This window comes from Aliisedimentitalea sp. MJ-SS2 (assembly GCF_032586155.1).
Lineage (GTDB): Bacteria > Pseudomonadota > Alphaproteobacteria > Rhodobacterales > Rhodobacteraceae > JAWHTC01.
This window is the reverse complement of sequence record NZ_JAWHTC010000002.1, coordinates 1,109,191-1,122,873: the sequence shown is the minus strand read 5'-3', so window position 1 is coordinate 1,122,873 and position 13,683 is coordinate 1,109,191. Positions and strand designations below refer to the sequence as shown.

The 13,683-nt window shown below is 59.8% G+C and carries 12 protein-coding genes; 5 read left to right on the top strand and 7 right to left on the bottom strand.

Features of this window, described 5'->3' with window-relative positions; translation table 11 throughout:
• The first annotated feature begins 144 nt into the window (after positions 1–144).
• Together RXV86_RS12035 and RXV86_RS12030 are read left to right on the top strand one after the other, a co-directional pair.
• Positions 145–984 (top strand): universal stress protein, encoded by an 840-nt coding sequence (locus RXV86_RS12035; protein ID WP_316299981.1) that lies wholly within the window; start codon positions 145–147, stop codon positions 982–984.
• A 59-nt stretch (positions 985–1,043) separates the two neighbouring features.
• Complete coding sequence (locus RXV86_RS12030) at positions 1,044–1,658, top strand: hypothetical protein (protein WP_316299979.1); 615 nt, start codon at positions 1,044–1,046, stop codon at positions 1,656–1,658.
• 56 nt (positions 1,659–1,714) lie between these two features.
• Here RXV86_RS12030 and fnrL read toward each other — a convergent pair whose 3' ends face one another.
• Positions 1,715–2,461, bottom strand: coding sequence for a transcriptional regulator FnrL (gene fnrL, locus RXV86_RS12025; protein ID WP_316299977.1), 747 nt, complete (start codon positions 2,459–2,461; stop codon positions 1,715–1,717).
• Between the two features lie 66 nt (positions 2,462–2,527).
• On the opposite strand from fnrL, the gene hemN reads away from it, so the two are divergent.
• Positions 2,528–3,883 (top strand): oxygen-independent coproporphyrinogen III oxidase, encoded by a 1,356-nt coding sequence (hemN, locus tag RXV86_RS12020; protein WP_316299974.1) that lies wholly within the window; start codon positions 2,528–2,530, stop codon positions 3,881–3,883.
• A gap of 19 nt (positions 3,884–3,902) precedes the next feature.
• Positions 3,903–4,817, top strand: a complete 915-nt coding sequence (locus RXV86_RS12015; RefSeq protein WP_316299973.1) for an endonuclease/exonuclease/phosphatase family protein — start codon at positions 3,903–3,905, stop codon at positions 4,815–4,817.
• 157 nt (positions 4,818–4,974) lie between these two features.
• On the opposite strand, the gene RXV86_RS12010 is transcribed toward RXV86_RS12015, so the two are convergent.
• The 5 genes from RXV86_RS12010 to RXV86_RS11990 all read right to left on the bottom strand — a co-directional run bounded on the left by RXV86_RS12010 (position 4,975) and on the right by RXV86_RS11990 (position 11,469).
• Positions 4,975–6,567: an ABC transporter ATP-binding protein gene (locus RXV86_RS12010; protein WP_316299971.1), complete on the bottom strand. Its 1,593-nt coding sequence runs from the start codon at positions 6,565–6,567 to the stop codon at positions 4,975–4,977.
• A complete protein-coding gene (locus tag RXV86_RS12005) occupies positions 6,564–7,670 on the bottom strand; it encodes an ABC transporter permease (RefSeq protein ID WP_316299970.1) in 1,107 nt (368 codons plus the stop codon). The genes RXV86_RS12010 and RXV86_RS12005 overlap by 4 nt, the downstream gene beginning before the upstream one ends.
• A gap of 101 nt (positions 7,671–7,771) precedes the next feature.
• Positions 7,772–8,857 (bottom strand): microcin C ABC transporter permease YejB, encoded by a 1,086-nt coding sequence (locus RXV86_RS12000; protein WP_316299969.1) that lies wholly within the window; start codon positions 8,855–8,857, stop codon positions 7,772–7,774.
• Positions 8,858–8,860: 3 nt separating this feature from the next.
• Positions 8,861–10,747 (bottom strand): extracellular solute-binding protein, encoded by a 1,887-nt coding sequence (locus tag RXV86_RS11995; protein ID WP_316299967.1) that lies wholly within the window; start codon positions 10,745–10,747, stop codon positions 8,861–8,863.
• A 197-nt stretch (positions 10,748–10,944) separates the two neighbouring features.
• Positions 10,945–11,469, bottom strand: a complete 525-nt coding sequence (locus RXV86_RS11990; RefSeq protein WP_316299964.1) for a c-type cytochrome — start codon at positions 11,467–11,469, stop codon at positions 10,945–10,947.
• Between the two features lie 124 nt (positions 11,470–11,593).
• On the opposite strand from RXV86_RS11990, the gene RXV86_RS11985 reads away from it, so the two are divergent.
• Positions 11,594–12,424: a prephenate dehydratase gene (locus RXV86_RS11985; protein WP_316299962.1), complete on the top strand. Its 831-nt coding sequence runs from the start codon at positions 11,594–11,596 to the stop codon at positions 12,422–12,424.
• A 221-nt stretch (positions 12,425–12,645) separates the two neighbouring features.
• Here the strand turns inward: RXV86_RS11985 and RXV86_RS11980 are convergent, their stop codons facing one another.
• Positions 12,646–13,683, bottom strand: coding sequence for a 2-dehydropantoate 2-reductase (locus RXV86_RS11980; protein WP_316299960.1), 1,038 nt, complete (start codon positions 13,681–13,683; stop codon positions 12,646–12,648).

Here is a 13,683-nt window from a genome sequence, read left to right as displayed (position 1 = left end):
CAGCTTAATGCGGGGGGTTGGTGAATAACCGCTTTGATCTGCATCAAAATTGCCGCCCACTTTTCCTGATACGCATCAAAGTAACGCAGGTCTCAGTCCGATAACATCGAAACACGGACCCAAATGCCAAATCCGGAGCGCCCCATGGCTTACAAATCTCTATTTTCCGTTCTCACGGACACCGACCTGGCTGAAAACGTGCTGGCCCACGGGATCGCCATTGCAAATGTCATTGACGCCCATCTCGAGGTGCTCTGTCTCGGCGTCGATCGCAGCCAAACGGGCTATTACTACGCCGGTGCCAACGCGATGGTGCTTCAGGAAACCATCAACCGCGCCCAGGAAGAAGCCGAAGAGATCGAGGAAAAGGCCAAATCCATCCTTGCCGGTTCGAATATCCGCTGGGGCACCGATAGCGGCGTGGCCCAGCTGGCCGATCTTGGCCGCCACGTGGCGGCGCGGGCCCGGTTCTCCGATCTGGCGATTCTGCCACAGCCCTATGGCGAGGACCACGGTGCAGAAATCGAACCGGTGGTCGAGGCAGCTCTGTTCGAAGGTGGAACCTCGGTTCTAGTAGTTCCGGATGAAGGCGACCCTCGTCCGACACCGAAAACCATCATGATCGGCTGGAACGAAAGCTCCGAGGCGCTCAACGCCGTGCGCGCCGCGCTGCCGGTGCTGAAATCCGCCGAAAACGTGCATGTGGTGGTGATCGACCCGCCAACCCATGGCCCCACCCGCTCGGATCCCGGTGGGCTGTTGTCACAATACCTGTCGCGTCACGGCGTGCGGGCGGAGATTGACGTGCTGTCGAAAACCCTGCCGCGTGTCTCGGATGTGCTGATGCGCCATGCCGGTGATATCGAGGCCGACCTGATCGTGATGGGCGCCTATGGCCACTCGCGCTTCCGCGAAGCCATCCTCGGTGGCGCCACCCGCTACATGCTGGAACAGGCCAAACTTCCGGTCTTCATGGCGCACTGAAGGATCACGCGACACGTAGGGTGCGCATTTTGCGCACCAAAACACTTGGGAGTTAAGAAATGGCATTCCCATTACTCGCTGTTGTGGCTGCGTTGAAATCAGGTGGTCACCTCGTTGCTCACTCAGCGGGAGGGTTGATTGTTTATAGCGCATCAACAGGTGGATATGTGGCAGGCACATACATAAGCACCGCCGGACTTGCATCTTTCCTTACCGGCACGGTGACTGCCGCAAAGCTTGGAGTTGCGGTTATAGGTGGATCAGTCGTTTGGGCTTATGGCACAACCGCTGGTGCATTTTCGCTGCTAGTTGGTGGCCCTGGGATATTCGGAACCACTGTTGGCGCCACAGGGGTCACAGGACTCCTGATGTCATGGGGCTTTTTGCCTGCTGTTCCAATTGTCGTGCCACTTGCCATTGGCATACTAGTAATGCTGTTCGTCGCTGCCGCACTTAGAGCCTACTCGGTTCGCCGACTGCGGAAGAAGACAATGTCGACGCCACAAGGTACTGAGGCAAACTTCTCAGCGCGCGAAGCAAAACTGGTAGAAAAACTGCTCCGAAACATCTCCAAACCGCACTCTTGGCTTTGGAAGAAATGGATGGCGTTTTGGGGTTGGCTTTCGCGTTTGTTTTGGACGCGAGGGCAACGACCAGATAGCCCCTATACGTAGCTGGCACGCCTAGAAATCAATTCCTCGGCGAATGGGTGCCAACCCACCATCCGGCCCTAAACCAGCATCCCGCCGTCGCTGTCGTCGCCCGCTTCTTCCATCAGCCGGGCGAAATCCGGCACGGTCACGTGGCGCTTGGCCTCCAGCTGGATCACCCCGTCACGCTTCAACGCGGAAATCTGGCGGCTCACGGTTTCCAGCGTCAGACCCAGGTAATCCGCCATCGCCTCACGGGTCAGCGGCAAGTCGAACACCATCTCGCCATCCACCCCGCGCAGGTTCAGCGTCGCATCGCGCCGCGCAATGATGCTCAGCAGGCTGGCAATCTTCTCGCGGGCGGTCTTGCGCCCCAGGACCAGCATCCATTCCCGCGCCGCATCCAACTCATCCAGCGTCATTTCCAGCAGGCGTTGCGCAATATGCGGCGTTTGCGCCATCATCTTCTCGAACGGCCGTTTGCGGAAACAGCACATCACAAGGTCGGTCGTGGCGACAACGTCATAGGCCGCTCCGTCGCGCCCCGGACGCCCGACAAAATCGCTCGGCAAAAGCAAGCCCACCATCTGGGTCCGCCCGTCTTCCATCGTCTGGGTCAGCGTTGCGATTCCCGACACCACCGAACCGACAAAATCCATCCGGTCCCCGGACCAGATGATCGTCTGTCCAGCCTCGTAGGTCCGGTAATATTTGAACGTTTCCAGCTGTTCGAGCTCGGTCACGTCACATTTCGCACAAACCGCCCGATGGCGAATTTGGCAGTCCACACAGTCGTGCGGCACGAAAGCTGTTTTTTCTTTCACCATGGGAACAATTCGCGCGTTTGATCTGCATCAAGGATAGTGGCTTGAGCTTTGCCTAACGGTACGACGATGGTTACGAAAACGCAACTCGCCAACATGGGTCTATTTGACGCGAAAGTACCGCGTTACACCAGTTACCCAACGGCACCCCACTTCAATCCTTCGGTCGGACCGCGGGATTTTGAATCTTGGATCAGCGAAATTAAACCTGATTCGGCGATATCTCTTTATGTACACGTGCCGTTTTGTCGACGATTGTGCTGGTTCTGCGCCTGCCGCACGCAGGGCACGCAGTCTGATTCGCCTGTGCAGGCCTATCTTGAGACGCTCAAGACAGAACTCGCCCTTCTGAAATCGCGCCTGCCCTCAGGAGTGAAACTGTCGCGTCTGCACTGGGGCGGTGGTACACCAACGCTTTTGACCGCACCGATGATGGCCGATCTGGCCGGCACCATTTCAGATGTTGCAGGCTTTGCCGAAAATTACGAGTTCTCGGTCGAGATCGACCCGAACGAAATCGACGGCCCCCGGCTCGACACTCTGGCAGCAGCGGGTATGAACCGCGCCTCAATCGGGGTTCAAGATTTCCACGAAGAGATTCAGAAAACCATCGGTCGCGAACAAAGCTTCGAAATCACTCGTGACGCCGTCGTCGAGATTCGCGCGCGCGGTGTGCATTCCTTGAATGCCGACATCCTCTTCGGCCTTCCGGATCAATCAAACGCGCGTATTACCGAAAGCGTGCAAAAGCTTCTGGCACTGGCCCCCGACCGGGTCGCGCTTTACGGCTATGCCCACGTTCCCTGGATGGCCAAGCGTCAGCAGATGATCCCCTCCGACAAACTTCCCACCCCCGAGGAACGCCTGCGCCTGTTTGAAACCGCGCGCAAACTCTTCCTGTGGGACAATTACGTCGAGATCGGCATCGACCACTTCGCCACTGCCGAGGACGGCCTGTCAGTGGCGCAAAGGAATGGTACCCTGCGCCGCAACTTCCAAGGCTACACCGACGACCCGGCCGAAGTCCTGATTGGGGTCGGCGCCTCTTCGATCTCGCGCTTTCCGCAAGGTTATGCGCAGAACGCCCCGGCCACCTCGGCCCATACCTCGGCGATCCGCGAGGGCCATTTCTCGGTCGCCCGCGGCCACGTCTTCACCCCCGAGGACAAGATGCGTTCGCGGATGATCGAAATGCTGATGTGCGATTTCAAGATCAACACCCGCGAGATCCTGCGCGATTATGACATCTCGCAGGATGAGCTCTACAAGATGTTCGAAGAGACCAACGAAGCCTTCGATGGCCTGCTCAAAATCTCCGGCGCTGGTCTGACCATTCCGGTCAAGGCCCGCCCCCTGACCCGGATGATTGCCCGCGCTTTTGATGCCTATGACCTCTCCAAGGCAGGGCACAGCTCGGCGATCTGATCCAAGCAAAGGCGGTCACATGCGTATCGCCACGCTCAACGTCCAGAACCTGCGCCTGCGCGGCTCCCATCTCGATGGGGCCCGCGATGGCGACGTGCCAGGCGATACCGGCCCCGGCGCCCGCGCTATCGACTGGATCGACCGTCGCCTGACCGCCGCCCTGATCCGCGATGCCGACGCCGATCTCATCGTCCTGCAAGAGGTGTTCGACGCCGACACGCTCGAACATTTCCACAATCACTACCTTGCACCGCTCGGCGTAACCTACCCCATTCGCCACTGCCTGCCCGGCAACGATGGCCGTGGCCTCGACATTGCCCTGCTCAGCCGCCTGCCCGTGACCCGCATCACCAGTCACGCCACCCTCACCGCTGGCGACACCGGCGTTGATCCGGCCCTGGGTCTCGACCCTGACCTGCCGATCTTTCGCCGCGACTGCCTCCAGATCGACCTGCCGGATCTCGCCCTGTACGCCTGCCACTTCAAGGCCCCATACCCGGACGCCGACGTGGCTTGGGCCACCCGCCGGGCCGAGGCCCAGTCCGTCCGCCACCTGATCGAGAGCCACTTCCCCAACCCCTCCATAGCCCGCTGGCTCATCCTTGGCGACCTCAACGATCCGGTCGACGCGCCCACCGGCAGAAATCGCGCCATCGCCCCCTTGCTGCCGCCGTTTTCCGAAAGCCTGGTCGACCGTCTGCCCCCCGATCGGCGCTGGTCCTATCACCAGCCACGTGACCATTTCTACGCCGCCCCGGACAAATTGCTGGCCTCCCCGGCGCTCGCCGCCGACAACCCTGATGCCCTGCCGCGCATTCTGCGCCACGGCATGGGATTTGAGTCCACCCGCTACACTGGCCTGCGCCTGCCAGGCACCGGGGAACATCGCCCTCATGCCTCAGACCACGCCCTGATCCACGTCGACCTTGACTAACCCAAGCAGGAACGGACCTACTCGCCCCTCTTTCTTTGCAAAAATACTCATTCCCCGATCGCGTTGGGCGATCCCGTCCAAGGCTCAGCCACCAGCCGCGCCGGCGGAACGGGGAGGGTGGGTGGGAGTGACGCCGGGGCGGCCCCCCAGCGCCCAGTCACCCCGCCTTCAAATCCAGCGCCGCCGCCAGCAGGGTTCGGGCATACTCGGTCTGTGGCCGCTCGAACACGTCCTCGGCCTGCCCGGCCTCAACCACGTCGCCTTGCTTCATCACGATCATCTTGTGGCTCATCGCCCGCACCACGTTCAGGTCGTGCGAAATGAACAGATAGGCCAAGCCATATTTCACCTGCAAATCGCGCAGCAGATCAACAATCTGCACCTGTACGGTCATGTCCAACGCACTGGTCGGCTCATCCAGCACCACCAGTCGGGGCCGCAGAATCATCGCCCGCGCAATCGCAATCCGCTGCCGCTGGCCGCCGGAAAACTCGTGCGGATATCGATCCATCGTGGCCGGATCGAGCCCCACCTCGTCCATCACTTCCGCCACTAGGTCGCGCTCGGCCCGGCCACCCGGGTTGCCATGAACCCCCAGCCCCTCGGCAATGATCTGTTCACAGCTCATCCGGGGGCTGAGACTGCCATACGGGTCCTGGAACACGATCTGCATTTCGCGCCTCAAATCACGCAGCTTGCGCGTGCTCCACCCCCGCACATCCTGCCCGTCATAGGTGATGCCACCTTCCGACGCGATCAGCCGCATGATGCCGAGCGCCAGCGTGGTCTTGCCCGATCCGCTCTCACCCACGATGCCCAGCGTCTCGCCCGCGCGCACGCTGATCGACGCATCGTTGACGGCCTTCACGTACCCGACTGTGCGCTTGAAAAACCCGCGCTGGATCGGGAACCACACCCGCAAGCCATCGGTCTTGACCAATTCCTGCGAGGCCGTCGGCACCGGTGCCGGTTCACCCACCGCCCGCGCCCCCAAAAGCATCTGCGTATAGGGATGCCGCGGATTGTCGAACAGCTCTGCCGTCGGCCCACTTTCAACGATCTCACCATCCTTCATCACGCAGACCTTGTCGGCAAAACGCTGCACGATCCCAAGGTCATGGGTGATAAAGAGCAGCCCCATATCCTCGGTCTGTTTCAGTTCCGCGAGCAGCTCCAAAATCTGCGCCTGAATGGTCACATCCAACGCCGTTGTCGGCTCATCCGCGATCAGGATATCGGGCTTGTTGGCCAGCGCCATGGCGATCATCACCCGCTGCCGCTGTCCACCGCTCAACTGATGCGGATAGGCCCCCAATCGGCTCTCCGCGTCCCGAATACCCACCTTATCCAGCAGTTCAAGGATACGCGCCCGCGCCGCATCGCCGACCACACCCTGGTGCAGCATGATACTCTCGGAAAGTTGCTTCTCGATCGTGTGCAGCGGATTCAGCGACGTCATCGGCTCCTGAAAGATGAAGCTGATGTCATTGCCCCGCACGTCGCGCAACAGGCTCTCCTTGGCCCCGATCATCTCCTGCCCGTCATATCTGACGGACCCCTCGATCTCGGCACTCTGCGGCAACAGCGAAACTGTCGACAGCGCGGTCACCGACTTGCCCGACCCGGACTCGCCGACCAGCGCCACCGTCTCACCCCGATCCACGGTAAACGACACGCCCTTCACGGCCGGGTTGACCTTGCCGTCCTGGCGGAAGCCCACCTTTACGTTGTTGACTTCAAGAAGACTCATTGAAACGTCTTCCTTGGATCAAACGCATCGCGCACACCCTCGAAAATGAACACGAGCAGCGACAGCATGATGGCAAAGGTGAAGAACGCGGTAAACGCCAGCCAAGGCGCGTGCAGGTTCTGTTTCGCCTGCAAGGTCAGCTCTCCAAGCGACGGCAAGCTTGACGGTAACCCAAACCCAAGGAAATCCAGCCCCGCCAGAAGCGAAATCGTCCCGGTCACGATAAACGGCAGCATGGTCAGCGTCGCCACCATGGCGTTGGGCAGCATGTGGCGGAACATGATCGTTGTGTTGGAAACACCCAGCGCCTTGGCCGCGCGGACATATTCCAGGTTCCGCGCCCGCAGGAACTCGGCCCGGACAACACCCACCAAGGCAGTCCAGCCAAACAGCACGGTAATGAACACCAACAGCCAGAAACTTCGCCCCAACACCGCAAACATGATGATGATCACGTAAAGCTGCGGCGTCGCACCCCAGATCTCGATGATCCGTTGGAAAATCAGGTCGACCCAACCGCCGAAATAGCCCTGCACCGCCCCGGCCAGAATGCCAAAGAAACTCGCCAGAACCGTCACGGTCAGCGTGAACAGGATCGACAATCGGAAGCCATAAATCACCCGCGCCAGCACGTCGCGCTTGGTATCATCGGTGCCCAGCCAGTTTCCCTCGCCCGGGGGTAACGGCGCCGCACCGGATCGCTCCACTTGCGTATCATAGGAATAGGGAATGATCGGCGACAGGATCCAGCCCTTCGCGATCTTCTCGCCGTCAATCATCCCGTCCCCGGCGTCTTCGATCAGCTCCTCTGGCTCATCAAAACAATCCTCGATCCCCCCGGTGATGATCAGGCATTGCGCCTCGGGGTCGGAATAGCGGATCTGGAACCCCGGCTCACCACCGAATGTGCTCTCCTGGTATGTCTTGAAGATCGGCATGTAGAATTCACCGCGATACTTCACCAGGATCGGTTTGTCGTTGGCCACGAACTCGGCAAACAGCGTAATGGTGAACAACACCATGAAAATGATCAGCGACCAGAATGCCCGTCCGTTGCGCCGGAAATTGCGCCAGCGGCGCTGGTTGAGGGGGGATAGAGCCATCTACAGCGTTTCCTTCTTACGGAAAACACAAGCATCAGATTTCGCGTTCGAGCCACAGGCGAGAGGCAGCGAGATTCGGTTCATTTGAAAAAGGAAACGCACTAGCCTTCCCTCCGCTCGAAATCAATTCGTGGGTCGACCAGCACATACATCAGGTCACTCAGCAACCCGACGATCAGGCCAATGAGGCCAAAGATGAACAGCGTCCCGAACATCACCGGATAGTCCCGTGCCACCGCCGCTTCAAACCCAAGCCGCCCCAGACCATCCAGCGAAAAGATCGTTTCGATCAGCAGCGAACCACCAAAAAATACACCGATGAACACCGCCGGGAACCCCGCGATCACGATCAGCATCGCATTGCGGAACACATGGCCGTAAAGAACCTGCCGCTCGCTCAATCCCTTGGCCCGCGCGGTGATCACGTAGTGTTTCTTGATCTCGTCCAGAAACGAATTCTTGGTCAGCAGCGTCAGCGTCGCAAAGGCCGCGATGGTCGAGGCCAGAACCGGCAACGCGATGTGCCAGAAATAATCCACCACCTTGCCCCATGTGCTCAGCTCGCTGAAATTATCACTGGTCAGACCCCGCAGCGGGAAGATCTGCCAATAGGATCCCCCGGCGAACAGAACCACCAACAGGATCGCGAACAAAAAGCCGGGGATCGCATAGGCCACGATGATCGCGCCGCTGGTCCAGGTATCAAAGGCGCTGCCATCCTTCACCGCCTTGCGAATACCCAGCGGGATCGACACGATATACGCAATCAGCGTGCTCCACAGCCCCAGCGTGATCGACACCGGCATCTTCTCGATCACTAGGTCAATCACCCCGATCGAGCGGAAATAACTCTCGCCGAAATCGAGCCGCATATAGTCCCACATCATGTTCAGGAACCGCTCAAGCGGCGGCTTGTCGAACCCGAAATCCTTTTCCAGCTTGGCCAGGATTTCCGGCGGCAGGCCGCGCGATCCGACCGATTGATCATCACCGCTGGTCGACGTGTCCATCCCGGCGTCACTCCCCCCGGCAAAGCCTTCGGTCACATCACCCTGACCCTGTAACTGGGCCACGATTTGCTCGATCGGACCGCCGGGCACGAACTGCACCAGCGTGAAATTGATGATCATGATCCCGATCAGCGTCGGAATGATCAACAACAGCCGTCTGAGGATATAGGCGCCCATGAATTACCGCAGCGCCCCCGCCTGTTTCAGCTTGGCCGCCTTTTCCGGGTTGAACCACCAGATCGACGCCTCACCCAGCGCCAGCGGCGGCGGGTTGTCACCATAGGGGCGTTCGTACATGTCGAAATACGCGATGTTGTGGCTCGGTTTGTACCATTGCGGCACCCAGATATGCAGCGCCCGTAGCACCCGGTCCAGGGCCTTGACAGTATGGTCCAGCTCTTCGCGCGACTTGGCCTGGATGATCTTCTCGATCAGCTCATCCACCGCCTCGTTCTTCAGGCCCACGATATTGTTCGACCCGTGCAGATCGGCGGATTGCGAGCCGAAAATTCCGCGCAGCTCGATCCCCGGCGTGAACGACATCGCATAGCGCTGCGTCACCATGTCGAAATCGAACTTCTTCTCGCGCTCGGCCGATTGCGCCGCATCCACCCGCTCAGAGCTTGCGTCGATCCCAAGCCGCTGAAGGTTGTCGATATAGGGCAGCGCGATCCGTTCGAACGACGGGCTGTCATTCAATATCTCGACGCTCAGAACCTCACCTTTGGCGTTGCGCCGCATCCCATCATCGCCAATCGTCCATCCCGCCTCATCGAGCAGCTTGGCCGCCGCCCGCAGGCTCTTGCGATCGCCCGCCTTACGCGCCTTGGACACCGCCGGGACATAGGCCGATTCGGTAAAGACCGTCTCGGGGATACGCCCCCGGAACGGCTCAAGAATGGCAAGCTCCTCCGGCCCCGGAATTCCCTCGGCCTGCAAGGTCGAGTTCTCCCAGAAACTGTCGGTGCGGGTGTAGATGCCATAGAACAGGCTCTGGTTCGACCATTCGAAATTGAACGCCATCTCGATGGCTTGCCGCACCTTCGGGTCTTTGAACTTGTCACGCCGCAGATTGAAGAAGAACCCTTGCGTCCCCGCAGGCCGCCCATCAGGCAGGGTTTCCACCTTCACCCTGCCCTCCTGAATCGCCGGGAAATCATAGGCCGTGGCCCAGAGTTTCGACAGGAATTCCTCGCGAAACACATAGGCCCCGCCCTTGAACGCCTCAAATGCGCTGGTGTAATCGGCAAAATACTCGAACTTGAGCGTATCGAAATTGTTGTGCCCGACATTGACGGGCAAATCCTTGCCCCAATAATCGTCGCGCCGCTTGTAGCTGACCGTGCGTCCCGATTTGATCTCGTTCAGCGCATAAGCCCCCGACCCCAACGGCGGTTCGATGGTGGATTCGGCAAAATCGCGGGTCTCGTAATAGGCGCGCGAAAACACCGGCAGCCCCGCCGCCGTCATAATCAATTCGCGCAGCGCGCCCTCGGGGTTGAAGGTGAACTTCACCCTGAGTGGGTCCAGCGCTTCGGCACTTTCAAAATCCTTGAACGTCACCTGATACCCCGGCTGGCCCTTTTCGCGCAGCACCTCGTAAGAGAAAACCACGTCCTCTGCCGTCACCTGTGTGCCATCGGAAAACTTGGCCTCGGGGCGCAGATGGAAGATCGCCCATTCACGGTTCTCTGGGTACTCCACCATATGCGCCAACAGCCCATACATCGCATCCGGCTCATCCATCGAACCGGTCATCAGGCTGTCATAAAACACGGTTGATCCGGCCGCGGCATTCCCTTTCAGGATATAGGGCGTCAAGCTGTCGAACGTGCCAAAGGCCCAGGTCGAAAACTCGCCCCCCTTCGGCGCGTCCGGATTGACGTAATCGAAATGCTTGAAGTCCGCCCCGTATTTCAGATCGCCAAAGGTCGAAATCCCGTGGCTCTTGATGATCGCTTCCTCGGCCTTGACCGGCACCGCCGCCCAGGTCAAGGCAAGCGTCACAATCATCAGCCCCAGCGCCATCCACTCTCTGGAACGGCTTGCAACGGAATATGTCGGCATCTGGCTCATCCTCCTCACGCTGGTTTCTGATTGGCGCGAATTATCGTTAACATATGCTAAATACGTCGCCTTGCGACATTCAAGTTGAGAATGTGTGATCAACCGTGAGGCGGCGGAATATCCCACCCACCTGAACCGGAATCAAAAAGGCCGCCGGAACGTCGTCCAGCGGCCTTTTCTCAATTCCGATACCCGGCTCAGCCGTCGAGACCGTCAAGATAGGCGATCAGGTTGGCACGGTCCTTTTCCTTTTTCAGACCCGCAAAGCTCATCGAGGTGCCCGGCGTGGCCTTCTTGGGGTTGGTCAGGAAAGCGTTCAGCGTCGCCGCATCCCAGGTCTCACCGGCCTGAGCCAGCTTGCCCGAGTAGCCGCCGAAATCGGTACCGCCGATGGCGCGGTTCACAACACCGAACAGCGACGGGCCGGTCGAATGCACACCATCCTCGATCTTGTGGCAGGCCTTGCACTTGCCGAACACCTTGGCGCCCTTGGCAACATCCGCTGCGGCCAGCAGCTCGTCAAAACTCGGGCCTTCCTCGGCCTCTTCCGCGGCATGGGCGTCGCCCTCACCGGTGTCGATTACATAGGCCGCGTGTTGCTCGCCACCATGGCCCCCGCCTGTCGCATAGAGGATCTCAGCGCCCCATTTGGCCAGCAGGAAAACCAGCAGCGCCCCACAGAAGGCGCCAATAATCTTGGTCGAAGTCATAGTGTCAAACATGTGCCCGTTTCCGAATTTCAGAGTCGTCCGTCGGCGCGTATCTATCCGCTTCCCCTTCCTTATGGCAAGGTGTAGTTTCCGCGACCAATCGCCCTTTTTGGTTAAATCGACAGGAAAATCGCCCATGAACACGCGTATCGCCTTCCAGGGAGAGCTCGGCGCCTACTCTCACGAGGCCTGCGTCACCTACAATCCCGATGCCACGCCGGTGCCCTGCATGTCCTTCGAGGCGGCCATCGAATCTGTTCAAAACGGCGATAGCGACCTGGCGATGCTGCCGATTGAAAACTCGACCTACGGCCGCGTGGCCGACAATCACCGCCTGATCCCCGATTGCGGGCTCTACATTATCGACGAGACCTTCGTCCGCGTTCGCATCGCCCTCCTGTCCACCCCCGGCACGACGCTCGATGAGGTCAAAACAGTCTACGCCCACCCGGTCCTGCTGCCGCAATCAGGCGCCTTTCTGCGCGCCCATGGCATCACCAGTCACGGTGCCGCCGACAGTGCCGGCGCAGCCGCCCACCTGGCCGAACACAAGACCCCGGGCGAAGCTGTCCTCGCCTCGGCCCTCGCCGGAGACATCTACGGGCTCGACGTGCTGGCCCGCGATATCGAGGATCACGGCCACAACACCACCCGTTTTGTCATCATGGGCAAGGACAAGGACGAAGCCCGCCGTGGTGATCTGGGCATGATGACCACCTTCGTCTTCGAGGTCCGCAACATCCCCGCCGCGCTTTACAAGGCGATGGGCGGGTTCGCCACCAACGGCGTCAACATGACCAAACTCGAAAGCTACATGGTCGATGGCAACTTCACCGCCACCCGGTTCTATGCCGACATCGACGGCCACCCCGACGACGCCCCGGTGCAGCGGGCGCTGGAGGAGTTGGACTATTTCACCTCCTACCTGAATATTCTGGGCGTCTATCCGGCGGATCGGGTGCGGTAATTTGGCATTGAACGGATGACCGCTCTGAGCCCGTTGCCGACATCGAACCCCAACAAATCCGGCCGCACATGCCAACGAGGGCCACAAAGAACACAGCAAAATGCGAAGTTTTTTAAACCTAGGTTTTGGGGAGGCGCACGAAACCCCGATACGTTGCGTTTCGCCCCACCATATTCCTGCTCCGAGTATTGGCCAGGGGGCTTTTTCGTGTCGCTACGCGGTTAGTCGGCAGGTTGATATTCTCCGTCGACAATTGCCTCTAGGTCGGGGCGACGGCGGTAGAGATCCATGACCTGTCCCTGCATTCGTACCAGCGCCGATACGGCGTCAAGCGTTGGTGTCGGGATATTCAGACGGCGGGCCAGTTCCTGCACCGAAACAATCAGCGCATCAAGCTCCATCGGTCGGTTCTGTTCTACGTCGTGACGGGTAGAAGGTTTGTGGCCAATGATGTCCGCTCCGCCCTGGATGCGGCGCTCGATGCCGACGGTGAAGCGTGCGCCGATGGCCTGGCCAACCTCACGGGCCTCGCTCATGATGTTGCGAACCACGGTTCGGCTGGCAACATCGGCACCGATCAGGTCCAGCGAGGCACCGGTAATGGCCGAGACCGGATTGAACGAACAATTGCCCCAAAGCTTGATCCACAGCTCATCGCGAATACGCGGCTTCACGGGTGCGCGCAGACCGCCGTCACGCAGCAGCTTGGACAGGGCCATCGCCCGATCAGTGCGTTCGCCTGATGGTTCGCCCAGGGTGAAACGATCGCCCGAGCGGTGCAGCACGGTTCCCGGTTCCGTGACCTCGCAGGCCGGATAGACCACGCAGCCAATGGCGCGTTCCGGTCCGAACGCGTGCCATTGCGCGCCGTTCGGATCGGTGGTTTCCACTGGGTTTTCGTCCAGATCGGTGCCGGAATTTGCCTTGTGGAAATACCACCACGGCACGCCGTTTACCGCCGAGACGATTGCCGTGTCAGGACCCAACAGCGGCGAAAAAGTATCCACGATCGGCGGCACGGAATGCGCTTTGAGCGTGATGATCACATAGTCCTGCTCTCCCAGGTCAGCCGGGTTGTCCGAGGCTTTGACGTCGATTGTCTCGCTCACTCCATCCTTGATGAAGGTCAGGCCCTTTTCCTGGATCGCCTCGAGATGCGGACCACGGGCAACAAGGCTGACCTCGGCCCCCGCCTTGTGTAAAGCGTGGGCCATCATGCCACCAATGGCACCAGCGCCGAAAATACAAATCTTGGTCAT